Annotated in this window: 18 protein-coding genes; 11 read left to right on the top strand and 7 right to left on the bottom strand. The window is 40.0% G+C overall.

Annotation, left to right across the window (positions count from 1 at the left end; genetic code table 11):
* Positions 1-999: 999 nt before the first annotated feature.
* Both ACFIN0_RS04880 and ykgO read right to left on the bottom strand, forming a co-directional pair.
* Entirely contained in the window at positions 1,000-1,785 is a 786-nt protein-coding gene (locus ACFIN0_RS04880) for a tetratricopeptide repeat protein (protein ID WP_375702040.1), read from the bottom strand.
* A 156-nt stretch (positions 1,786-1,941) separates the two neighbouring features.
* Positions 1,942-2,067, bottom strand: coding sequence for a type B 50S ribosomal protein L36 (gene ykgO, locus ACFIN0_RS04875; protein WP_004863016.1), 126 nt, complete (start codon positions 2,065-2,067; stop codon positions 1,942-1,944).
* A 2,279-nt stretch (positions 2,068-4,346) separates the two neighbouring features.
* Here ykgO and ACFIN0_RS04870 point away from each other — a divergent pair.
* Together ACFIN0_RS04870 and ACFIN0_RS04865 are read left to right on the top strand one after the other, a co-directional pair.
* The gene (locus tag ACFIN0_RS04870) at positions 4,347-4,589 is read left to right on the top strand and encodes a hypothetical protein (RefSeq protein WP_375702039.1); all 243 of its coding nucleotides are present in this window, start codon (positions 4,347-4,349) and stop codon (positions 4,587-4,589) included.
* Positions 4,590-4,641: 52 nt separating this feature from the next.
* Positions 4,642-4,824 (top strand): hypothetical protein, encoded by a 183-nt coding sequence (locus ACFIN0_RS04865; RefSeq protein ID WP_375702038.1) that lies wholly within the window; start codon positions 4,642-4,644, stop codon positions 4,822-4,824.
* A gap of 220 nt (positions 4,825-5,044) precedes the next feature.
* On the opposite strand, the gene ACFIN0_RS04860 is transcribed toward ACFIN0_RS04865, so the two are convergent.
* Positions 5,045-6,340 (bottom strand): 5-(carboxyamino)imidazole ribonucleotide synthase, encoded by a 1,296-nt coding sequence (locus ACFIN0_RS04860; protein WP_375702037.1) that lies wholly within the window; start codon positions 6,338-6,340, stop codon positions 5,045-5,047.
* 1 nt (position 6,341) lies between these two features.
* On the bottom strand, positions 6,342-6,839 hold the full coding sequence (purE, locus tag ACFIN0_RS04855; RefSeq protein ID WP_330168079.1) for a 5-(carboxyamino)imidazole ribonucleotide mutase: 498 nt from the start codon (positions 6,837-6,839) through the stop codon (positions 6,342-6,344).
* An 821-nt stretch (positions 6,840-7,660) separates the two neighbouring features.
* Between purE and ACFIN0_RS04850 the strand changes: the two genes are divergently transcribed.
* The 3 genes from ACFIN0_RS04850 (at position 7,661) to ACFIN0_RS04840 (ending at position 10,286) form a co-directional block, all read left to right on the top strand.
* Positions 7,661-7,813, top strand: coding sequence for a DUF5993 family protein (locus tag ACFIN0_RS04850; RefSeq protein ID WP_273790835.1), 153 nt, complete (start codon positions 7,661-7,663; stop codon positions 7,811-7,813).
* A gap of 10 nt (positions 7,814-7,823) precedes the next feature.
* Positions 7,824-8,405 (top strand): disulfide bond formation protein B, encoded by a 582-nt coding sequence (locus ACFIN0_RS04845; protein ID WP_375610657.1) that lies wholly within the window; start codon positions 7,824-7,826, stop codon positions 8,403-8,405.
* Positions 8,406-10,130: 1,725 nt separating this feature from the next.
* Positions 10,131-10,286, top strand: a complete 156-nt coding sequence (locus tag ACFIN0_RS04840; RefSeq protein WP_375702036.1) for a hypothetical protein — start codon at positions 10,131-10,133, stop codon at positions 10,284-10,286.
* Positions 10,287-10,561: 275 nt separating this feature from the next.
* Here the strand turns inward: ACFIN0_RS04840 and ACFIN0_RS04835 are convergent, their stop codons facing one another.
* Positions 10,562-10,927, bottom strand: coding sequence for a helix-turn-helix domain-containing protein (locus tag ACFIN0_RS04835; RefSeq protein ID WP_375702035.1), 366 nt, complete (start codon positions 10,925-10,927; stop codon positions 10,562-10,564).
* 1,958 nt (positions 10,928-12,885) lie between these two features.
* Here ACFIN0_RS04835 and infA point away from each other — a divergent pair.
* From infA to ACFIN0_RS04815, 4 genes are all read left to right on the top strand, one after another.
* Positions 12,886-13,104 carry a translation initiation factor IF-1 gene (infA, locus tag ACFIN0_RS04830; protein WP_004857577.1) on the top strand — a complete coding sequence of 73 codons (219 nt, stop codon included), beginning with the start codon at positions 12,886-12,888 and terminating at the stop codon, positions 13,102-13,104.
* A 244-nt stretch (positions 13,105-13,348) separates the two neighbouring features.
* A complete protein-coding gene (locus tag ACFIN0_RS04825) occupies positions 13,349-14,071 on the top strand; it encodes a Maf family nucleotide pyrophosphatase (protein ID WP_375702034.1) in 723 nt (240 codons plus the stop codon).
* Between the two features lie 83 nt (positions 14,072-14,154).
* Positions 14,155-14,361, top strand: coding sequence for a DNA gyrase inhibitor YacG (yacG, locus tag ACFIN0_RS04820; protein WP_375702033.1), 207 nt, complete (start codon positions 14,155-14,157; stop codon positions 14,359-14,361).
* A 2,058-nt stretch (positions 14,362-16,419) separates the two neighbouring features.
* Entirely contained in the window at positions 16,420-16,557 is a 138-nt protein-coding gene (locus ACFIN0_RS04815; RefSeq protein ID WP_375702032.1) for a hypothetical protein, read from the top strand.
* A gap of 273 nt (positions 16,558-16,830) precedes the next feature.
* Here ACFIN0_RS04815 and ACFIN0_RS04810 read toward each other — a convergent pair whose 3' ends face one another.
* Entirely contained in the window at positions 16,831-17,862 is a 1,032-nt protein-coding gene (locus ACFIN0_RS04810; RefSeq protein ID WP_375702031.1) for a DUF3472 domain-containing protein, read from the bottom strand.
* 457 nt (positions 17,863-18,319) lie between these two features.
* Between ACFIN0_RS04810 and clpB the strand changes: the two genes are divergently transcribed.
* Positions 18,320-20,899: an ATP-dependent chaperone ClpB gene (gene clpB / locus ACFIN0_RS04805; RefSeq protein WP_375702030.1), complete on the top strand. Its 2,580-nt coding sequence runs from the start codon at positions 18,320-18,322 to the stop codon at positions 20,897-20,899.
* An 872-nt stretch (positions 20,900-21,771) separates the two neighbouring features.
* A complete protein-coding gene (locus ACFIN0_RS04800; RefSeq protein WP_375702029.1) occupies positions 21,772-22,914 on the top strand; it encodes a hypothetical protein in 1,143 nt (380 codons plus the stop codon).
* A gap of 186 nt (positions 22,915-23,100) precedes the next feature.
* Here ACFIN0_RS04800 and ACFIN0_RS04795 read toward each other — a convergent pair whose 3' ends face one another.
* Positions 23,101-23,472, bottom strand: coding sequence for a helix-turn-helix domain-containing protein (locus ACFIN0_RS04795; RefSeq protein WP_375702028.1), 372 nt, complete (start codon positions 23,470-23,472; stop codon positions 23,101-23,103).
* Positions 23,473-23,743: the final 271 nt, after the last annotated feature.

Raw genomic sequence — 23,743 nt, 5'->3', positions numbered from 1 at the left:
AAAAGCACTGTGAATTGTGTGGGGGGATGTGTGGTTATAAGCAGGGGGCTTTTAGTTTATTGAGTGGAATGTGAAGCCGGCTTGCGTCTTATCTAGATTTGAAAGGATGTCGTAAAGTGTTTCGTTCTTGAATGGTTTCAAAGAGCTTGTGGTGATTGTTCGTCTAACAGAGCTTGCACGCGCTTTTGAATCCTGCGCATTTGTGGAGTGTAATCCAATGCTGTTTCATCAATCTTAAGAGCCAAGTTTGGGACGCTCTGTTGCTTCCATGGTAATGGCTAAGTTTCAAAAAAAGCACTGTGAATTATGTGGGGGGGGATGTGTGGTTATAAGCAGGGGGCTTTTAGTTTATTGAGTGGAATGTGAAGCGGGCTTGCGTCTTATCTAGATTTGAAAGGATGTCGTAAAGTGTTTCGTTCTTGAATGGTTTCAAAGAGCTTGTGGTGATTGTTCGTCTAACAGAGCTTGCACGCGCTTTTGAATCCTGCGCATTTGTGGAGTGTAATCCAATGCTGTTTCATCAATCTTAAGAGCCAAGTTTGGGACGCTCTGTTGCTTCCATGGTAATGGCTAAGTTTCAAAAAAAGCACTGTGAATTATGTGGGGGGATGTGTGGTTATAAGCAGGGGCAGTTTATTGAGTGGAATGTGTAGCCGGCTTGCGTCTTATCTAGATTTGAAAGGATGTCGTAAAGTGTCTCGTTCTTGAATGGTTTCAAAGAGCTTGTGGTGATTGTTCGTCTAACAGAGCTTGCACGCGCTTTTGAATCCTGCGCATTTGTGGAGTGTAATCCAATGCTGTTTCATCAATCTTAAGAGCCAAGTTTGGGACGCTCTGTTGCTTCCATGGTAATGGCTAAGTTTCAAAAAAAGCACTGTGAATTATGTGGGGGGATGTGTGGTTATAAGCAGGGGCAGTTTATTGAGTGGAATGTGTAGCCGGCTTGCGTCTTATCTAGATTTGAAAGGATGTCGTAAAGTGTCTCGTTCTTGAATGGTTTCAAAGAGCTTGTGGTGATTGTTCGTCTAACAGAGCTTGCACGCGCTTTTGAATCCTGCGCATTTGTGGATAGTAAACCAATGCTGTTTTATAAGCTTTAAGAGCAAGTTTGGGACGCTCCGTTGCTTCCATGACAACGCCAAGTTCAAAAAAAGCACTATAATTGCGCGGCTCAAGTTCAAGAGCATGGTTGAGATCAAGCAGGGCAAGTTTGAAATCGTTCAGCTGAATGTGAATCCAAGCACGCCTTACCCAAGCTTCAGCATAAGTAGGTAAAAGTGCAAGAGCATTGTCAATATAATCAAGCGCAAGTCCATAATCGTCGCTGTTGAGTGCATTTTCAGCCCATGACATTAAAAGATCAATCGTCTCACTCCCCGATTGGGACCATAAATGTTGAAGTTGTTGACTGATCTTTTTCGCTTTAGCAACATCAGCACAATATTTCAATTCTTTGAGTAAACGTGAAATTTCTGCTTCTTTGCGCTGCTTAACTCTGTCAACATGGGAAAGCCGCTCTTTGTCAAGATCTTCAAGAATAACCGCCGAGGAATCAGAATCGGAGGGTGTTGAGGAAGGGGGAGGAGAATTGGGAATAAGATCATCTAACGGTAAAAGCGATTGTGGAGAAGGCCGATCTTCAGGAAGAGAAGGAGGATTTTGCCCATAGCTCGAGGGAACAAAACAAAAAACGCCAACAAAAGAAAGAAAAAACGCGCGCTGGAAAATACAGAAAAAACGCAACTGGAAAAATCGAAAGGCTTTTAAAAAAATAGAAGAATCCATAAAAACAAGCCCCCAAAAGATAAATCACCAAATATTATCAAATACTAGACTTGTAATCAACGGACTTATAACAAAAAAACTCAAGAAAAAAATTTTAAGCCTACAATTAAAGTAGGCATAAAAACATTGATCCTAAAGAAATTATCCCTAAAAGAATTAGCCCTGACGTGCTCTAAAACGTGGATTCGTTTTATTAAGAATATAAACACGACCCTTACGACGCACCAAACGATTGTTACGGTGGCGCTCTTTTAGTGCTTTAAGCGAATTTTTAATTTTCATCATATTCACCGTTTAAATAGTTTACGTAACACAATACTATAATACAATATTAAAACACGAAAATACAATATTACAACCCCAATAGACTGCTTACTCTATGAGCATTGCATTGCGATATCGTACTTGCATGATAACATCACACGATACACTTTTTCACTGTGATCACAAAAAGAAAAGCGCACTCTTAAGGTACGCATTAACCACTTCATTAGCACAACGATAAGTGAAAATTGCAAAAAAGTAGGAGAGATTTAACAAGAAGTCTTATTCTTGTCAAGGGTATATCCCTTACAAATTCCTATAGTGTGTTAATGGTTGGCCTTGAAGGTAAAAATTTTCTCGTAAAAAAAGGACACAAAAAAGCACAAAGAGTGGAAAAAAGTAAAAGCTTCCTATTTGTGAGAAAATAATCCTGTTTTTTCGTAAAATATCATCGTTAAGTAAGGCTCATGTAAAATTTATAACATGAGGTGTTTTTTGTTCGTGTGTGAGGATATTCTTAAGGCTTATTCTTAAAACCTAAAAAATAAACCGCATGATGATGACAAAGATGATGAATTGATAAGGATAAATTTCTATTGTTCAGAGAAAACATAGTAAAATAAGAGTTTTGCATAGTCTTAAGGTTTTCTCATTGCAAATCTGTGTATCTTTAAGCATAGCATTCGCTGCTTGCATATCACAAGCGGGATTGATCTATGGTAAAGATACTTGAAGATAAGGAATAAAACGGTCTTTTATGAATGCTTTCAAGTACAAGAGAGTGTTGTAACATTGGGGGCTGACAAAGCGGTGTGATGGCGTTGGTGTTTACGCTTCATAAGTTTAAAGAGGGGTGATGCACTATGAATGTTTAAGCTATTATCGAGAGTTTTTATGCTCTATGACGGGGGCTGCTGTTGTGAAGTGGTGGGGCAATGTGCATTGGCAAAATGTTTCTTTAAAATAAGCGCGTGTTAAAACAAGTGCGTAAATTGGCAACACAAGTGTCTTCTGTTTGAGGCTTTTTATTTTACGTGAGGGGTGAGAGGATATTTGGTTTGGGAATGGATAAGCTTAGTGCTGTAATCATATCCTGTAATTATATCTTTGATGTGGAGATCAGGGACGGAGCGGAGCGCTCGGTACTTTTAATGAGGGATTAAATCTGTGTGGTTAGAGTGAAAGATTATGCATAAATTTCTCTTTTAAGGCAATAGTTTATGATTTTTTGCAACCCTATTATTTCTACGTGGGTGGAGTGCTGGATATTGTCAAACGGAGGGGGAATTCAAATTATCCGGTGAGGGAACCAGTATAGTGAGAATATACTTTGGCTCTTGAATGTGGATAGTTTGAATTCCTTTTAATATCCATGCTGTAGAAAAATTTGACCTTCCCAAGGGTGGTCTATGATGATGTTTATTGAAAGAGTGAAAGGTTCACATTGTCTGGCGATAAACGTAATAAAAGCATGTCATAATACCAATTTATATACATGTTGCAAATGCCAAAGAGAGCTGACGTAATGATCATTGGTATCCCGATCGATAGGGGTAATGACTCTCTTCCTACTGCGAGGTATGTTAGACAAAGAATTCCTGCCATTAATAAAAAGCCTATCGCTAGGATTTTCGTTACGAAAACAATGGGTTTACGAAAGGTTAAAAGAAAGAGGAACAACATATGTCTAAATGGACCCCCTTTACGTTTTTGGGGAAGAACAGACTGTACCTCATTTAAAGTTTTATTATTGTTAGAAATGAAGTGTTTTTTGCCACAATAAGCGTTTTAAAGGCAATGATAGTGTTAAAATGATCGTATTAAAAAGTATAGTTTAGCTTTATCAGGATAATAAAATAAACATTTATATTTATAAATTATTAGGTGCTCTTGAAAGAAGCTTGGATTGAGAAAAATTGTGGGAACTTCATGAAGCGCTGGTCTGTTGGGGGTGACGAATGTCATTGCTGAGCAGGATTAGAGAGTTACAGACAATCTCTTATGGGTGGTTAAGGAATATGCGTAAACAAAGTGCGTTTACGATAAGGGGAGTTCATAAGGAATTGTGCGAGATGCAATAAAATCAATGCGCATTATACGGTGATTATGTGCCTTATAATTCATTGTCTTAACAGGATTAAAAGGTGGAAAAATTGATGCACTAAAAAAGGGAGGGTTTTGTGAGAGAAGAAAAATTGATCTGAAAAGAAGAAACTTAAGCCTTTGGGGAGAAGTTCAGGAAACCTTTTCGAGGAATGTGTTGGGGGAATTAATGAAAGAAGAAAATCTTCTATCCGTTGAAGGAAAAAGAGAGAGGAGAAAAAGAAGAAAGTTGCTATGCTGGAGAGGGCTATCGTCTGGCCGATATTGGGCCGAATTCTCGAGAGTTGTTTTGGGAGAGTAATACGTTTTACCTCTTTGCAGCAATTTTATGGAAAACAAAACGATGCTTTTGTGAAAAAATGAACATAAGAAGAGAAGCTAGAGACAATAAAAGCGCAATCATGGGGATTGGTATCTATGGGGGTGCAATAAATTAGTCTATTTCTTAAAGGTTGGCATTAAAAGAAAAATGAAGGGGCTGCGTATGTTATGGGGAATATTTATGCTGTGGGAGGTGGAGGGGTGGTGAAGTTAGGGGCTGGTGGATTGTTTTTAGCCAGGGGGATATTTTTGAGAAAAGGAAGGGGAGAAGAGCTAGGGGGTGGAGTTGAAGGGTTGGGAGCGCTTGTTGTGCTGCTTGGATATTGGTGTGGAGTGAAGCTTTGTTTTTGAGGGCGGATGAGATGTTCGTGTAGGATGAAGCGGTTTGGAGGGGGAAGAGGTGATGTTTTTAAGAGAGAAGGAGCTTGTAGGAGGGCTTCACGCCCTTTCAGGGGAGAATTAAAAGGTTAGGGGCGCTTTTGAAGCCGATGGATATCGGTGTGGGGGGAGAGGTTGTTTTTTCAGTTCATTTAGGGGAAAAGTGTGAAAAAGTATTTGTATATATGTGGGCTTAAGATTTGTTGGCTGGTCCCAGTAATTGGATGATATGCCCCATTTTGCGGTTGGGGTGAACAGTGCTTTTGCCATATAAATGGATCGAGGTGCGTTCTTGTGTGAGAAAATATTTTAACGTGCTAAAATTGTTACCAAGAAGATTGGTCATTTGGCAATCGCTATGGCGATAGGGACTGCCTAAGGGAAGTCCGCAAATAGCACGGATATGCTGTTCAAATTGTGAAGTTATGCATGCCTTTTGTGTCCAATGACCAGAATTATGGACACGCGGTGCTAATTCATTCACTAAAAGATGACCATTCGTTAAGACAAAAAATTCAATGCAAAGAACACCAACATAATCGAGGGCATCCATGACTGTTACACTGATTTCTTGAGCTGCTTTTTGCACCTCAGGTGGAATATGTGATGGAACAAAGGATTTATGAAGAATACCATTTTTGTGTTGATTTTCAGGGCAATCATAAAAAATATGTTCCCCTTGTTTTGTACGTGCCGAAAGAACCGAAATTTCCGATAAAAAAGGAACTATTTCTTCCAAAATACAAGGCTGTTCCTGAAAAGTCCTTAAGGCTTCGTCAAGGGTTTGTTCATCTGGGTGATCAAGCTTGATCTGATTTTTTCCGTCATAACCAAAACGACGCGTCTTTAAAAGACCACGTCCGCCTAAGGTATCAAGAGCGGAAAGAAGAGAAGAAGAATTGTCAACAGCGTGCCATAACGCGGTGCCAATCCCTTGATCACGCAAAAATTGCTTCTCAAAAAGTCGATCTTGCGTGATCTTTAATGCTTTGGAAGAAGGATAAACAGGCTTACTCTTTTCTACATATTGAACCGTTTGAAGCGAAAGATTTTCAAATTCATAGCTGACAACATCACACTGAGAAATAAAATGATCTAAAGCTGATATATCGTCATAGGCGGAAACAATATGGTTGTTTGCTGTTTGAGCGGCTGGGCAATCGGCTTCAGGGCAAAAAATAACGGTTCGAAATCCTAATTCTGCAGCAGCTATGGCGAGCATCCGCGCTAATTGTCCCCCCCCGATTAAACCAATGACGCTGCCTGGAGGTAACATGGTGAAGGGAGTGGTGTTGGCTAAGGTGGTGTTGGACGAAGTGGTGTTGGACGAGGTGGTGTTGGCTAAGGTGGTGTTGGAGGGAGTGGTGTTGGCTGAGGGGGGGGTGGACGAGGTGGTGTTGGACGAGGTGGTGTTGGACGAGGTGGTGTTGGATGAGGTGGTGTTGGAGGGGGTGGTGTTGGCTGAGGGGGGGGTGGAAAACGGTGCCATTTTAAACCTCCGTTACAGGCGTTTGGGCGACATTGGCTGTTTGTTGTTGACGCCAATCTTGTAATCGTTGGGCGAGATCATGGTCATAAACGGCCATAACGGCCGCGGCTAAAAGTGCTGCATTAATTGCGCCTGCTTTGCCAATTGCTAATGTGCCAACGGGTATCCCTGCTGGCATTTGCACGATTGAAAGCAAAGAATCTTGACCAGAAAGAGAGTGAGAATGCACTGGAACGCCAAAAACAGGAAGAGGAGTAAGGGCTGCTAACATACCTGGAAGATGCGCTGCACCCCCCGCACCGGCAATTAAAACTTTAAACCCTGCTTCTTTTGCTTCTTTGGCAAATTGATAAAGGCGTTCAGGAGTTCGGTGTGCTGAGACAATATGCGAACTATGAGAAATACCAAGATTCGTCAAAATATCTGCACTATGGCACATCGTTTGCCAATCCGATTGGCTCCCCATTAAAATCGCGACATCACATGATTTTTTCATCATTCTCTATCCTTTTCAAAGGTTCAATGCGATTCTTTATCATTATTTTTTTAAAGTTTTATATTCTTTTTGCAAAGCCAATTGATGACAGAGAAACAGTTATTTTTCAAATAAGGCGGAAAGCTAAAAATTTAAAGGGGATCTCGAGAGATGAAAAACTAAAGTATTGAAGGCATGAAGCACTTCTTGTGAGGGGGGAGGGGAATGCAACGGGGTGGTGTGGGACCCATGAGGCTGTTGAGCTTGCGGTATTGTCTTTTATTTAAGATAAGAGGGAAAAATGTATTGGGGAAAAGCCATTGATTATAAGTTTTTTTTAAAAAAATGTCTTATTTTTTATTTGCTAAAATAAACAAGATCACCATATGATATAAAATCTGTTGCAATTTGAAACATTGCTTATGAGAAAAAGAGATTTTTATGTCAAAAATGTGTTGCAAAATGAGGATATTCTTTTGAGAAAAAAAGAGATGTATATCTCTCGATTTCAAAGCCTATTTATTTTGTTGTTCAAGTGATTCTTTTGTGAGTGGGGGATATAATCTTTATAGGGGATATAATCTTTATAATTGTCGATATATCTTTAACAATGGCTGATATAAGGGGAAGCGAATAATCAACGCTTTTGTGCTTTTAACGCTTTTGTTGAGATGTGCTTCTGAGCGATTATATCGTTTTTTCACTTAAATATAATGGCAATATCAATCGCGAGTGACGAATTGTGAATAATAAATCCATGGTCTCTTTTTTGCCCAATTTTGTAATATGGTGAACGCTGAAATAAATAAGAGTTAAACAACGGATGTAAAGGAGATTTAAAAGCTATGTTTCTTCCATTTTTAATCGCTTTAGGTACTGCAGTAACGACTATGTGTGGTAAAAAAAATATAAGTTATGCTTTGTGGGCAATTTTATTCGTTGTCATTCTTCTCACTTTCAATCATCACGCAACTTCTACTTTAAATTTATCTTTTTGAGAGAATAGCCATGGAACATGTTGAACAAAAAAATCCTCACTTCGTCATCTTTATGAATACGCTAGGACTCTTTGGGTTATCTATTGTCTTGGTGGTGGCTTTTTATTATCAATTGGTAAAGTTTGAGTTACCTTGTCCCCTTTGTTTGCTGCAGCGCGTTGGATTGATGCTGGCAGGTTGTGGGTTCTTACTCAATATTCACCATAAGGTGAAAAATACCCATTATGGTATGGTTATTCTTGGTTGTATGGTAACCAGTGCTGTGGCAGCACGGCAAGTGTTTTTGCATATCACACCCGATGATTTAGGATATGGTTCAACGTTCTTTGGATTGCATTTTTATACTTGGGCTTTCATTATTTCTGTCCTTTGTATCTTTGCTGTCTCATTTGTCATGATTTTAGGCGAATTGGCACACAAGTTCAAAGAATTTTCTCCTTTTCCAGCCTTGAGTAAAACGGCAAGTTTCTTATTTGTGTTTTTGATTGCGGCAAATTTGATTTCTACCATACTGGAATGTGGTGGTGGGCAATGTGCCGATGATCCTGTAAGGTATGAATTGTTATCAAATTGGTTCCCTTCACAGTCTTGAAATTTTTTAATAATCCCTCATCATAATTTTTATTGTTAAAGAGGCGGAAATATTTAAGAATCCGCTTCTTTTTTATTTATTGGGAAGACATTTCAGCAAGATTGTTCGATAATCTGATCTTTTATACCAACGCTGGCTTTTATGAGCGCTGGCGATTGATATTTTTTTAGCGAAGACTTGTACTGTGAACCTTTTATGCTGTCTTTTGAGAGAGATGAAGGGATTGATTGGCTTGGAGGCGTTTGTAGAAGAAGCCCCGGACTTTTGAACCGCGTAGGTTAAGAAGCCTCGTTTTTTAAAGGTGTATTAACGATAAAAATTTTTTGTTCTTGATTTTTCTTAACATTGTGTTAAATTGATCTTTGTATTCATTTTGGTGCTTCTAAAGCGTTTTTATTGCTTCTAGAGGGATTAATTTAAAATTTTGAAAGTTATGTGAATAATTTTCTGTAGAGGTTTGTTTATTAGAGGCAAACCTTTTTTTTTATCTAAGTTTTAGATGTTTTCTTTCAGTGTGAAGCCTTTTTTTAGAAAAAGGTAAGCGTCTTGATGATGACTCTCTTCTTTATTAATATATTGATTTATAATAATAAATAACCATTTTTTTTACCGTGAAGCGCGTTGCTGAATATAATAAAATTTCTCATCACCAGTTCTCTCATATTAAATCAATTAAAATTACTTGGCTTATACATCATAAGTGAGTGGGCCATGTGGGTCAAAACTGTACAAGAAAGGCATGCCTTTAATGAAGTGTCTCTTGAACCGAAGGCTGTCTGCAACATTGGGAGCTGGCAGAGTTTTTGTGATGATGCCGGCTTGTTCTTCTATAAGCGTAAACTTGTTTTTCCATAAGCGTAAAGATAGGGGGGGCTGAATGGATTTTATACACTTCATGGGAGCTTACCATTCCTTTACGGGTAGCGTTTTGCAAAATGGGTGTGATGGAGCGTTGAGAGATCTTTCTTTAAAACAAGCGCGTGAATATGCAACATAAGTATATTCCTTTTGGCACGTTTTGTATTACGAAAAAATATTGACTTATAAGGATAAGTTATCGTTGCGGATGTTGAATGAGAAAAACGAAGAGCTTCTCTCATTTCAAACTTTCTTATAGTCAATTAATTAAATGTGCTCTTCTACGTTACAAAAAAGCACTGGGTGTAAATAAAAATTCTTTTAAAAGTCGTAAAATGCTTCTTATGCACTCTTTTGATCGCTAGAATTTGTCGAAAAATTTTATGCTGCTCAATACGATAATAGGGCGGTTTATATCTATGATTTAAGTGAAAATAGGGGGAGTTAGATGAAAAGGGAGGTGAGATTTTAATGACAGTTGTTGAAAACGTTATTGTGTAATGCATTTTTTACAGATTTTCTGCTTTCTGTAAATATGTAAAAGCGTAAAAACGGAAATGTGCAAAAAAGGAAGCTGGGACTTTATGCGTGGTGTATGATTTTATCATGGCATGGAATGTGGAGAGAAGATTGGGGTGTGGGGATGAAGAGGCGGGGGTGTTGAGGAGAGAGGGGGTGAGGGTGAAGAGTTTATGAAGGGAGGGGGAGTTGGGATGAAGAGGTGGGAGTGTTGAGGAGAGAGGGGGTGAGGGTGAAGAGTTTATGAAGGGAGGGGGGAGTTGGGATGAAGAGGCGGGAGTGTTGAGGAGAGAGGGGTGGGGATGAAGAGTTTATGAAGGGAGGGGGAGTTGGGATGAAGAAGCGGGGGTGTTGAGGAGAGAGGGTGTTGGGGGTGAAGAGTTTATGAAGGGAGGGGGGAGTTGGGATGAAGAGGTGGGAGTGTTGAGGAGAGAGGGTGTGGGGAAAGTTGTTTTTGAAGTGGGATTGACCGGTGCTTTGCGTGATCTTACTTTAGGGTGGTGAAGGGGCAAGAATATTTTAAAATAGGAGGTATCTGTCGCGTTTGATGCAACATTATCCTTTGTGGTGTCGTGATCTGAAATCAGCAGGGGAATTGGCTAGAGTAAGAAGCTGTATTGTTGACAAACCTATGTTTACAAAGTGGTGTGGGGGGAATTTGAAAGTTTCGTTTGGCTGCTTTCTGTAAATGTGGAGAAGCATCAAACCGTTGATCCGTAAAATAAAAACGTATGTCCGTAAAATGATGCGGAGAATTTATGCTTTGTGTGCTCTTTTGCTTAATCAGAAATCAACCACAAGATTGCTTTTTGTTTTTTCGGCTGGAGCTCTCTAAAATTTTTCAAAAGGGAATGTTCTTTTTCGCTGTATGTTTCTTGATCATAGTGTGCGGTATGTGTTGAAAGATTTTCTTTTGTGGCAATATCTGCATAAAAAAAGCTTATGGGAACATCCAGTTTTTGGGCGATTTTGAGTAAACACCCTGCGCTTACACGATTGAAGCCTTTTTCATATTTTTGGATTTGTTGGAAACTGACACCTAAATAGCTTCCTAATTCTTTTTGGGAAAGTCCCATGGAAATGCGTCTATGACGAATTCTTTTGCCTATCAGAATATCGATAAAATTTGGATTTTTGGTTTGCACTTCAAGCCCCCCTCCGGTTGCGAGCGCCCTCGCATTGGTATTCCGGGAGTCTAAAAGTACTGAACCCTAGTCAGCTTTTTTGCTTTTAGTGCTCATCGCACCTGGACATAGCAAAAACTCCCGGAATTCCGGGATACCCACAAGAGTGGGTTCAATTGTACGCTAGGGTTTAGGGCTTTTAGTTCCCTGTTGATCGTTGCGTGGACGATCAAAATTACACTTTAAGTGATAAAGTAATTTCAGAAGATTGGCAAGAAAAATCAAAATAATCTCAAAGACTATAAGATTGGATACTTTTTAAAAAAGTGCGAAATATGGATTATAAATTGCGCTTTTACCTATCAGAATGTCGATAAAATATGGATTTTTAGTTGGCACTTCAAGCCCCCCTCCGGTTGCGAGCGCCCTCGCATTGGTATTCCGGGAGTCAAAAATACTGAACCTAAATCAGCTTTTTGCTTTTAGTGCTCATCGCACCTGGACATAGCAAAAACTCCCGGAATTCCGGGACACCCACAAGAGTGGGCTCATTTTACGCTAGAGCTTAGGGTTTTTGAATCCCTCTTGATCGCTGCGTAGACGATCAAAATATCTTTTAAGTGATAAAGTAATTTCAGAAGATTGGCAAATGAAAATAGTTTTTATTTATAAACTTTATTTTTTAATGAGAGGCTTTCCGCCTCTCAAACTCTCCGGAACGCTCACCAAAATCATGAGATCAGACCCGCTTTTAATGAGGGGACTAACAATCCTAGGTTCTTAAGGTCAAGGAGACCATTACATGGCGCCTAACGGCGTCCTTGACCCCCAGAACTTAACGGCTTGTTTTGTCCCTCTCATGCGGCTCCGAAATCATGATTAGAAAGGGAGCTTAAAAACGTATATTCGTGAAAAAGGAGTAGAGGATTTGTGCATTGTGTATGCTTTTGGCATGGCATGGAATGTGGTGAGATAAATGGGGGAAAGAGTTTTTGTGAATGGAGTGGTAAGCTGGGATGAAGCCTGCGGGAGATTGAAGGGAGAAGAGAGTGTGGGGGCGGAATAGGAATGAACAGACTAGAGGGGGGTAAGAGGCGGTGGTGCGAAGGGATGCGTGAAGGATGGTGTGAGGAGATAGCGCTTTGCTTTTATGGTACTTGATGAAGTGGTGTCATTTGAGGGGGGCTGAAGTCCGTGGGTGGGTGATCTGAAGTGCTTGGGGAGATTGGCTAGGCAAGAAGCTGGGGTAATACTATTGTTTATAGAGTGGTGCGGGGTGGAAGTTTCATTTGGCTTTATTCTGTAAATACGTAAAAGCGTGAAAACGGAAATGTGTAAAAAAGGAAAAGGCTTTATGTCGTTAGAGGCGTTGTGGTTAATGATACGCAATGTATAGGGATCGTGTTTTCAAAGGTAGGAAGAACAACATAAATGGAAAGAGTGGCTTAGAGGAAGCGTGTGAAGAGAGAGAAAATGGGGAAGGCTGTATGGGAAATGCGTAGAGTATGAAGTGTGGGGCAGTGAAGCATGTTGTGAATGGTGTGTGAAGAATGGAGAAGGTTTTTGAGAAAAGGAAGGGCTTCTGGCGTGGGGGGAGTGGTGTTTATCTGAAGGGCGCATGTTTAAGGTGTGGAAGGTGAGGAAAAGTTGGAGAGAGGATGATTGTTCGTAAGTTGTGGAGGGATTAGTCAGAGGTGTTGGGAAAATGCTTTAGGGGAAAAAAATAGCGTAATTTCTTGTCACACTGAAACCAAAATCATCATAAAAATTGAAGGAAATTAGCGGGTAAAATTGGTGAAAAAAAAGTTTTGATTCTTAAGGTGTGGGATGACGTTTTTTGAGAGCATGGAAGAGTAAACTTGAAAAACCTTTCCCTTTTTGTGGAATTTTTATTCACAAACTTAAGAAAATAGGATATGAACGCTGGAAATAACGCGCAGCTTAACAAAATATGTGCACTGTAAAGGAAATGTTTGTTTATGTCAAAAGAAGAAGTTTTAGAATTTTCTGGTATCGTTACTGAACTCTTACCTAACGCGATGTTTCGTGTGAAACTGGAAAATGATCATGAAATTATTGCCCATACCGCTGGTAGAATGCGGAAAAATCGTATACGGGTGTTGGCCGGTGATAAAATCATGGTGGAAATGACACCTTATGATTTGACAAAAGGGCGTATTACATATCGCTATAAGTAGCCTCGTGGGTGGCTTGCACTTTTTTCTAAAAGCTATCATATTATTTCTATTATTTTTTAACAGTTTTTTAGTTTGCTTTTCATGAGTGAAAAAAGGGGAGTGTTTGAAGAGCCTTGAAAGACTGTAAAATCGTTGCGGAAAAAGGATAAGGAGATCAATAGCGCTTAAAGGGGAGCGCTAAAGGGGCGCTTAAAAGGGGGCGCTAAAGGGGGTGAAGAGGGAAGTCGATTGTGAAGGGGTGGAAATGAGAAATATAAGAGAGTGGGGGAAAAAACGTTTGGCAGATACTCTTACAGAAGAAATTTATTTGGTGCTTGCCTCCGCTTCGCCACGGCGTTTAGCGCTCTTGGCACAAATAGGGATTGATCCCCAGCAGGTTTATGCAAGCGATATTGATGAAACGCCAAAATTAAAAGAACATCCTGCAAACCTTGCTAAACGTTTGGCAAAAGAAAAAGCGCTGAAAGCCCAAAAAATTTCGCGCTGGTACAGTCAGAATGGTCAAGACGAGTTGCAGAATGGTCAAGAAAAATTACCTGGACAGAAAATGATTATCTTGGCGGCTGATACCGTGGTGGCTGTTGGGCGGACCATTTTCCCCAAACCAGAAAGCGAGGATGAGGCTTATGAATGTTTACGATACCTTTCTGGGCGTTCGCATAAGGTCTATGGTGCCATTTGTGCGCTCAATGAACGTGGAAAAATAACCGTAAAATTGGTTGAAAGTCGTGTTCGTTTTAGACGCTTAACCTCTGCCATGATGAAGGCTTACCTTGCTTCAGGAGAATGGCAAGGCAAAGCGGGGGGCTACGCTATCCAAGGAAAAGCAGGGGCTTTTGTTGTTCATATCACGGGTTCTTATTCTAATGTTGTGGGATTGCCTTTGGCTGAAACAACCGATCTCTTGACCGCTTATCACTATCCACTTTTCACTCACTGGGCTGAAGAAACGCATGAGAGAGATTGATTGGTCCGTAGAGCTAATGCAAGGTAAAAAACAACAAAAAGAAAATATGAAAACAAATAGAAGCAAAATTAATGAAGGAGCCAATGACAAAGGTGTGTCAAGAACAAAAAGAGCCTAATTTACAAAAAGAGACCCGTCCTCCGCATCCTTGTCCTATTTGTGGTCAGATGTCACAAAAATCTTCTTATCCTTTTTGTTCCACACGCTGTCGAGCCATTGATCTAAATCGGTGGCTTTCGGGTGCTTATATCTTACCACCCCCACCACAAGTAAGTGATGAAGAAGAGTAAAGAAGAGGCATGTCTTTTGAGAAGCAAATGCTTAGAAAACGTTTTTGTGTGAAAGCTGAAGGGATGGCCGTCGTTTGTTCTAGCGGGGAGGTCTGAGTGAGATATTTTGCGTGTGGCGTTGGAGAGAAGCTTGAGTTTGAGAAGAGGAGGGATGAGGTTAAAGAAATATCTGAGCCTTTTTGTTTAGAGAATTGGGGAAAAGATTGAGTGGTGAGAAATAGGGAGCGGCTGAGGAGATAATGCTTAGTCTGGTTGTTTTGCTGCTGAGGGGATACGAGAAGATTGGCTGTTTTGAGTAGAAGACATTTAGGCATTTGAAGGCATTGGCGTTAAATGTAGTTTTAAATATTTTCTTTTTAGCTCTTCATAAATACCAACAAAAAACAGTAAATTGTCAGTCATATTAAATAAAAATTATCACTTGTTCAAATTGGATTTGTAATAAATACCTTTTTTGAGACAATTATCCTGAAAATCATAGAAGTAAAAAAATCTTCGTCAGTTACTTGAAAGAATGATATTTGTAATAATTGATTTTAGCTTTTCTATCGTATAACCTCAATTACTCGGCGCCGTTTGATGACGTACAAGAAAATTTTCGGCGTTGTGAATGGCTGAAGAAAATGTGATGTTTCTCAAAAGATGGTCTACAGAGCCTTTACCTTAGTTGCTTTCTGGTTGCCGGTTTAGCGTCATTGATATAGACGCAGATTGGGATCAGTCAACGATGGATGTTTTAATACATATATATCCAAGACTTACCATTGGTGGTTTTGTTTACCATGGATAATTATAAATTGCTTTGTTGCAGGAAGGTTGTTGGTGCCTTTAGGGTGTGAGGGAAAAATTGATAGTCCAATCAGTATTGCTAAGGAAAAAAGAGGGGCACGTGTTTTGGTGCAAAGAGCTTGATCGCTGCGTAGACGACCAAAATTACACTTTAAGTGATAAAGTAATTTCAGAAGATTGGCAAGAAAAATGAAAAATTTTCTATTCTGTTATACCGTAAAACGGCGCTATTTGAAGGGGGAGTGAAGAGCTTGAATATTCATGATAGGGCTTTGATTTGTTGAGCCTGATGAAGTGCTGTCGTTTGAGGAGGGTAGTCTGAAGACTGTAAGGGGACTAGGCAAAAAGCTGGATTCATTTTCAGAGCAGTGTTTACAGAGCGGTGCGGGGTGGTGATGTGGAAATTTTATTTGTCTGACTTCTGTAATAACGTAAAAGCGTGAAAACGTATATCCGTAAAATAATGCGGAGGATTTGTACTGTGTGTATGCTTTTATCATGGCGTGGAATGTGGTCAGAGAACTAGGGGACGCATTTGTGAATGGAGCGGGGAAGCTGGGATGAAAAGGGGTGTTAAGTGCGTTTTCTGGAGAAGAGTATGTGGAGAATATTGGGAGGAAGGGCTTATTTGTCTTGTCTGATAACGCCTCTTTTGAGTGGTGGTAATAATTATATGAAGTGATCAGTAGTCCTTCCCTAGATAAAAAGCTGGGTTCGTTTTCAGAACAGTGTTTACAGAGCGGTGCGGGGTGGTGATGTGGAAATTTTATTTGTCTGACTTCTGTAATAACGTAAAAGCGTGAAAACGTATATCCGTAAAATAATGCGGAGGATTTGTACTGTGTGTATGCTTTTATCATGGCGTGGAATGTGGTCAGAGAACTAGGGGACGCATTTGTGAATGGAGCGGGGAAGCTGGGATGAAAAGGGGTGTTAAGTGCGTTTTCTGGAGAAGAGTATGTGGAGAATATTGGGAGGAAGGGCTTATTTGTCTTGTCTGATAACGCCTCTTTTGAGGGGTGGTGATAATTATATGGTGATAATTATATGAAGTGATCAGTAGTCCTTCCCTGGATAAGAAGCTGGATTGTTTACGGATCAGTGTTTATCGAGCGGTGTGGGGTGGTGAATCTTTCGTTGGCTGTTTTCTGTGAATGTGTAAAAGCGTAAAAATGTGAATCTGTAAAAGTGAAGTGGAGGATTTATGGATTTATGCATTGTGCGTGTTTTGGGGTCACGTTGGGTTTTTGCATGGATGGGGTGAGATAAATGGGGAGAGAACGAGCTTGTGAATCGAGGAGGGAAGCTGGAATGAAGAGTGCTGTAAGTTGTAAGTGTGTGATGGGAGAGAAAAAGGAGTGCGTGGAATGGGAGAGTGCCTATGGACAAGGGGGAGGGTGTGGATAAGAGGCGGGGTAGTGCAAAGGGATGCGTGAAGGGATGGTGTGAGGGTGATAGAAGAGGGAGGTGAGGATTTTATTAAAGGGTGTTGTGGTTTTGAAAGGGGGTGAGAATGGAGAAAATGCCCTGGAAAGTCTGGTGACGAGGGAAGTTAAAGGGGATGAGAGCAGGGCTCGAAAAAATAACTGGGAAAGGGAGCCGTGGTGGGGAAATGAAAAAAACTTCCTCACCCCCATTTATTTTTAAAGGGGAGTGAGGGGCTTATCAAGAAGAAAAAAGTTAGTTTCTTTTCATAATTTTCCAAGTTTTTCCATCAGACATATACATAATCTTTTGACCTGTGGTTATCTTTTGTGTGCCGTGAGTGGTGTGAAGCGTAGAACTAGAAGCCGCTAGATGATCTATAAAGATTGATTTCCACTTAAATGAAGCAGGAGATGGAAAAGAGATATTGGGTGCCCAAGAACGATCTTTTGAACGAATAACGACAAGCTCTTTTTGTTTCAAGATGTTAGAAATTGTTTCTGCAGACAGATCTTTCCCATTGGAAATGGGGACTTCTGGTTTAGCTGTAGGCGAGGCTAAACCTCCAAAGTCGCTTATACTTGTCATACAAAAAGTGAACGTACATGATGTTTGGATGAGGTCAGAATCTCGACACTTTCCTTGATTAGAAACTTTCAGAGTCCCTTCGTGTAGCTTGTTTTGTTTTAAGCCATTAGGATCAAAAAAAATCGAACTTTGCGGACTTAAATCATAACAGGAGGAAAGATGTCTCTTCCAACGAGAATGGTCTTCAACAAAACTTGAAGATTTACGGAGTTTGCCAAATGTATTTGGTACTTCTATGGTCCCAATATTCACTTTTTTACCCGTTGTAAAATCGACTACTTTCGCTGTAACTAGATTCTCATTTTTTTCAACATATAATCGATATCTGCGTCCCATCTCCCATGGAAACTTGATTTCACATCGTACTCCTGAACCTTCCTGAGTAAAATGCTTACATGTATTACCCTTCCATCCCGTTGCATTCCAGATAGAAAAATGAATGGTACGGCCGCTCCTGTTGAAAAAACCAATTTGTCCACTTTTTCCGTTTTGGAATTCAAATTTATTTCCCCAGAAATAGATGGAGTTAGGCCCACCATCGTAATTTACTTGCTGGGTGAACACAAATAGATCAAATAATGCATTTTCAGGCCATTCATGCTCTATTGTAATAACTTTGCCGGCAAAGATGGCATAGCTTGGTTTACTTATTAGAAGGAATAAAAGTATTAAAATAACCTTTTTTACAGTATGGTACATACTCAAATCCTCTATCTTAATAAAAATAGTGTAACTTTATAAGTATTAAAACATATATTTAATGATTTGTTAAGTAAAAATATAGAAATACTTTAATGTTTACTCTAAACTATATACTGTAAAGACTGCTTTGTTTGAAATGTTTTTGCATGCTCCTTTTTTGCTGTTCAAATTTAAGTTTTAATGGTGGAGTTTGTGGGTGAGAGTTTAAAAAGGGGAGTGATGATGTGGGGTATAAGAAAAGTTGCGGTTTTTATTTAAAATGATAGCGTATTTTTTTTCTCCCTCTTGCTATGAGGCTTGTAGAAACCCATATTCTTTTTAGCACTACGGTTCTTCTTCATGCTGCTTTTTCCGCGGTGTTTTTTAGAGGCTGGATAATCCTTTCTGGATGTTTCTTTTGTGGAATATTGGAGAGGTTAAAGTGTGGTGATGGCTTGAGGTTTAAGGAAAAAAAATGAACTTGGAAAAATATAGCGAACGCGTACAGGGTTTTTTACAATCAGCACAAAATAGCGCTCTTGCTTCTGATCATCAGCAGTTTATGCCGGAGCATTTCCTGAAAGTGTTGTTAGACGATTCTCAAGGATTGGCTGCATCGCTTATCCAAAACGCTGGTGGTGATCTTACTCTTATTCAAAAGGCGCTAAAAGAAGCACTTGATGCTTTGCCTAAAGTGCAAGGGGGAAATGGACAGCTCTATCTTTCGCAGCCATTGGCAAAAGTTTTCGCGCTGGCTGAGGATATTGCGAAAAAAGCCGGTGATCAGTTTGTGACCGTGGAGCGCATGTTGCAAGCGCTGATCATGGAAAAGACCGCAAAAACAGCCGATATTTTAACAAGTGGAGGATTGACCCCGCAAGCGCTTAATCGGGCAATTAATGCGCTGCGGAAAGGAAAAACAGCAACAAGCCCCCATGCTGAAGGACAATATGATGCCTTGCAAAAATATGCCCGTGATCTCACAAAAGATGCCCGTGAAGGAAAACTCGACCCTGTTATTGGACGAGAAGAAGAAATTCGACGCACTATTCAGGTGCTCTCACGGCGGACGAAAAATAATCCCGTGTTGATTGGTGAGCCTGGGGTGGGGAAAACAGCTATTGTGGAAGGGTTAGCTCTGCGCATTATCAATGGCGATGTCCCTGAAACTTTGCGGGATAAACAACTCTATGCGCTCGATATGGGCGCGCTTATTGCAGGCGCAAAATATCGTGGAGAATTCGAAGAACGTCTCAAAGCAGTGCTGGCAGAGGTGCAAGCCGAAAATGGACAAATTATCCTCTTTATTGATGAATTGCACAATCTTGTTGGAGCAGGAAAATCTGATGGTCCTATGGATGCGTCTAACTTGTTAAAGCCTGCTCTTGCACGCGGAGAACTCCATTGTGTGGGCGCTACTACGCTCGATGAATATCGAAAATATGTTGAAAAAGATGCTGCTCTTGCACGCCGCTTTCAGCCTGTCTTTGTACCTGAACCCTCTTTGGAAGATACTATTTCTATCTTGCGCGGTATTAAGGAAAAATATGAACAACATCACAAAGTGCGCTTGGCTGATAGTGCTTTAATTGCGGCCGCGCGTTTGTCTAACCGCTATATTACGGATCGCTTCTTGCCGGATAAAGCTATTGATCTTATCGATGAAGCGGCGGCGCGGTTGCGCATGCAGGTCGATTCAAAGCCGGAAGAACTCGATGCTGTTGATCGGCGTATTTTACAGTTGAAGATCGAACGGGAAGCTTTGAAAACAGATGTCGAGCCAACAGCAAAAGAACGGTTGAAAAATGTGCAGGAAGAACTCAAAACATTGGAACAACAGTCCGCTGAGATGACAAGTGCTTGGCAGGCTGAGAAACAAAAATTAGGGCATGCTGCTGATTTGAAAAAACAACTCGAAGAAGCTCGTAATGCTTTGGCTATTGCACAACGTGATGGTCAATTCCAACGCGCTGGAGAGCTGGCTTATAGTGTTATCCCTGAACTCGAAAAACAATTGACTTTAGCTGAAAATGATGACCAACAAAATCATCTCGTCGAAGAAACGGTGACGGCTGAACATGTAGCACGCATCGTTTCACGCTGGACCGGTATTCCTGTTGATCGAATGCTGGAGGCAGAACGGGAGGCGCTGTTGCGGATGGAAGATGAAATTAGCAAACGTGTGATTGGGCAGGGAGAGGCTGTTCAAGCCGTCGCGCGCGCTGTACGGCGTGCGCGCGCAGGGTTGCAAGATCCTAATCGTCCACTTGGCTCTTTCATGTTTTTGGGTCCTACCGGTGTGGGAAAAACCGAATTAACCAAAGCACTTGCCGCTTTTCTTTTCCAAGACTCCAATGCCATGTTGCGTATTGATATGTCGGAATATATGGAAAAGCATGCTGGGGCGCGGCTGATTGGGGCACCTCCTGGATATGTTGGATATGAAGAAGGGGGCGTGCTGACAGAGGCCGTACGTAGAAGACCTTATCAGGTCATTCTGTTTGACGAAATTGAAAAAGCACACCCTGATATTTTTAATCTCTTGTTGCAAGTGTTGGATGAGGGACGCTTGACGGATAGTCAAGGACGTACCGTTGACTTTCGAAATACCTTGCTGATTATGACTTCTAATCTTGGTGCTGAGTTTTTAACTGCTTTGCCTGAAGGGCAAACAACCGATCAGGCAAAAAATGATGTTATGAATGTCGTCAAAGCCGCTTTCCGTCCTGAATTTTTAAACCGTATTGATGAGATTATTCTCTTTCAAAGGCTGCAACGTCACGATATGGAAGCTATCGTCGATATTCAGATAGAACATTTGCAAAATCTACTCAATGAACGCAAAATAACTTTGCAAATCGAGCCAGAGGTGAGAAAATTTCTTGCCGATAAGGGCTATGATCCGCTCTATGGTGCTCGTCCGCTTAAACGGATTATTCAAAAAGAAATTCAAGATCCTCTCGCAGAGAAAATCTTGTTTGGAGAAATTCACGACGAGACAACGGTGAAAATTACAAAACAAGGAGATCGGTTGGAATTTTTGCCTGAAGATTAAGTTTGGAGAAATTCATGGTATAAAGGGCGGTGATAATCTTATTGTGCAATAAAACACCGCGCTTTGAGGCGTGCTGATTTAGAAAAATTCACGGTGAGACAGCGGTGTTTTATTGCAAAGCAAAGGGAGTAGCCGGTGTTTTTGCATATTAAATGAGCGTTCTCGAATATCGTAGGATTCTTTTCCTTCTGTTTGTCGTGAAAACTATTTTCTTGCAATGTTATAAGTGAAGTCACAAGCAGGATTGCTTTGTTGCTTTATTGCTTTGTGTGTAGAAGCGTTAAAGAAAAATGCCGTTTATCAACCGTAAAACATTGCTTTTTGAGGGGGCTGATCTGTGGCATGGGAATTTTAGACGAAGATATTTTGACGATGGATTGGAGTTTTGCTGTTTAAGAAAAAGGTGGAGGATGCGTAAAATGCACTGCTCTCTCATTTTTTCGGTGATGTGCGTTTTTCTGCTTTAAAATTTTGCTAAAAGTTTTTTTTAACTGTTTGATTGATTGCACTCTTGTCGGTGGCTCGTAGATGAGGGAGCATGATTATCTGCACAATCAAGTTTGCTCCTTTGCAGTTTTTTAATCAAGATAAAGACTTAAAAAAAGCTCCCTAACCTGTTTTGGTTAAAATTTTCGCTATTCGTGTTACAAAGACAAGTTTAAGTGGAGGTGTATATTAAAAATATCATCTATATCTTAATTTAGTTTACTTTACTTATTTACCAATAAACTATAATATGGTAAATATTAAGTAAAATAAAAAGATAATGAACTTTTTTCAAGGATTTTAATAAAAACTGTATTGGAATTTATTGATAAAAAGGATCATTTGAAATTTAAGCGGGGTAAAATTTAAATGGGGGGCATAATCTTATGAAATTAGCCACAAACAAGGAAATAATTAACAGCTGGTTTGCAGAGGATGTTAAGAGTTATAATCGGCGTATTCCAGAAGGCTTAAAGGATTTCTACGAGTATAGGAAAGATTCGTTAATAAGTGATGATAAGCTTCAACAGGAAATTTTGGGGCCTTTAATACAGCGTATATCGTTAACACCGGATGATTCCAATCCATTAAAGATGTTTCTTGAACAAGGCATTTCTTTTAGGGAGGAGCAAGGGGCGAGAGTTTTTGATACTATTAGAGGTGAGCATTCGATATCTGTTAAAAGTGGAGAAAGCGTTGATCCATTTAAAGTGAATGATCCAGAAATTGACGCATCATCTATACCGGACAAACGAGAAAATACCCATACATTTACGATGACGTGTGATCGAAGAGAGCGTGCTTTTAGAGAAGAGTGTGGGCTGGACAATCTTTTAGAAGAGATTAGATCGTCTGTCCGAGAGCAGGATAATGTTGAGAGTTACAATTGGTTAGAAAAGCTTATTGATCGTGCATTAAACAGTGAAGTTGCACCTTTACAAGAAACACAAGAAATCTACATTCCAGACATTCGTAATCTTCGTTTAGATGAAAAATCATATGAGCTCGCTATAAAAATCATTCGACAAGCAGTCGGATGTCTTGGGATTCGCTCACGTTTGTACAATGCTTGTTATTTTCAAAAAGCTTATTCTTTGCGTGATCTTGTATTCATTTTTGTCAGCAATGCTCAATTTGATATAAATGCTCTAGTTCTTAACGAAGTCATGAATATATCGACAGTTTGTGACGCTAAAAATAACCTTTTAAAAGTAAAAGATTTTGGTGAGAAAAATAGCGATGTTATTGGTCTTGCTATGTCAAAAAAAGCGATATCTATCGATGACTTAAAAATAAAAAGGTATAGCGAGTTTGATCCAAACAATTTGCGCACGAATATCTTTTTTCATATTTCGCAATCGTCATTATTTCGTCCGTTTGAAACAATGATTGTTTTTAAAGCAGGGACTGATGATCAGATTGAAAAAACAATAAAAAGGTACGAAGACGCCAATGACATGAAGTTAAAAGAAGAAGCAGAGAAAGAAGCTTTAAAAAGAGTAGCTTTAAAAAGAGTGAAAGTGCTATAAAAAAGATTAATTGAGGCATTCAAAAGTCATTGGAAAATTATAAGTGACAACAAAAATGCAGCTGATTATCCTATTTGCCGTAAAACACTGCTCTCTGAAGGGGTGTGGTGTCTTGATCTGAATTTGATTTAAGGATGTTTTGTTGTTTGATATATTAACAAATAACGTTGATCGTTGTGCTTTTGCCTAATCAGAAATTAGCCACAAGATTGCTTTTTGTTTTTTCGGCTGGAGCTCTCTAAAGTTTCTCAAAAGGGCGTGTTCTTTTTCGCTATAGATTTCTTGATTGTGGTGTAAGAGGGTTTCTTTTGTTGAGAGATCTTCTTTTGTGGCAATGTCTGCATAAAAAAAGTTCATAGGAACTTCTAGTTTTTGAGCGATTTCCAGTAAACATTTGGCACTTACACGGTTTAAGCCTTTTTCGTATTTTTGGATTTGTTGGAAACTGACACCTAAATGGCTTCCTAATTCTTTTTGGGAAAGTCCTATTGAAATGCGTCTGTGACGGATTCTTTTGCCTATCAAAATGTCGATAAAATGTGGATTTTTAGTTGGCACTTCAAGCCCCCCTCCGGTTGCGAGCGCCCTCGCATTGGTATTCCGGGAGTTAAAGGTACTGAATCCGAGTCAGCTTTTTGCTTTTAGTGCTGAGAAGCACCTGGACATAGCAAAAACTCCCGGAATTCCGGGATACCCGCAAAGCGGGTTCATTTTTACGCTCGGATTTAGGACCTTTAATCCCTCTTGATCGGTGCGTAGACGATCAAAATTACACTTTAAGTGATAAAGTAATTTCAGAAGATTGGCAAGAAAAATCAAGAATTTTCTA

This window comes from Bartonella sp. AA89HNZF (genome assembly GCF_042196905.1).
Lineage (GTDB): Bacteria > Pseudomonadota > Alphaproteobacteria > Rhizobiales > Rhizobiaceae > Bartonella.
The sequence above is the reverse complement of the archived record's forward strand: the minus strand, read 5'-3'. Positions and strand labels throughout refer to the sequence as shown.

Coding starts and splice junctions, on each gene's coding strand:
- ACFIN0_RS04800 (WP_375702029.1), top strand. CDS start 21,772: ATGAAATTAGCCACAAACAAGGAAATAATTAACAGCTGGTTTGCAGAG.
- ykgO (WP_004863016.1), bottom strand. CDS start 2,067: ATGAAAATTAAAAATTCGCTTAAAGCACTAAAAGAGCGCCACCGTAAC.
- ACFIN0_RS04860 (WP_375702037.1), bottom strand. CDS start 6,340: ATGGCACCGTTTTCCACCCCCCCCTCAGCCAACACCACCCCCTCCAAC.
- ACFIN0_RS04850 (WP_273790835.1), top strand. CDS start 7,661: ATGTTTCTTCCATTTTTAATCGCTTTAGGTACTGCAGTAACGACTATG.
- ACFIN0_RS04825 (WP_375702034.1), top strand. CDS start 13,349: ATGAGAAATATAAGAGAGTGGGGGAAAAAACGTTTGGCAGATACTCTT.
- purE (WP_330168079.1), bottom strand. CDS start 6,839: ATGATGAAAAAATCATGTGATGTCGCGATTTTAATGGGGAGCCAATCG.
- yacG (WP_375702033.1), top strand. CDS start 14,155: ATGACAAAGGTGTGTCAAGAACAAAAAGAGCCTAATTTACAAAAAGAG.
- ACFIN0_RS04810 (WP_375702031.1), bottom strand. CDS start 17,862: ATGTACCATACTGTAAAAAAGGTTATTTTAATACTTTTATTCCTTCTA.
- ACFIN0_RS04845 (WP_375610657.1), top strand. CDS start 7,824: ATGGAACATGTTGAACAAAAAAATCCTCACTTCGTCATCTTTATGAAT.
- infA (WP_004857577.1), top strand. CDS start 12,886: ATGTCAAAAGAAGAAGTTTTAGAATTTTCTGGTATCGTTACTGAACTC.
- clpB (WP_375702030.1), top strand. CDS start 18,320: ATGAACTTGGAAAAATATAGCGAACGCGTACAGGGTTTTTTACAATCA.
- ACFIN0_RS04815 (WP_375702032.1), top strand. CDS start 16,420: ATGGGGAGAGAACGAGCTTGTGAATCGAGGAGGGAAGCTGGAATGAAG.
- ACFIN0_RS04865 (WP_375702038.1), top strand. CDS start 4,642: ATGGGGAATATTTATGCTGTGGGAGGTGGAGGGGTGGTGAAGTTAGGG.
- ACFIN0_RS04880 (WP_375702040.1), bottom strand. CDS start 1,785: ATGGATTCTTCTATTTTTTTAAAAGCCTTTCGATTTTTCCAGTTGCGT.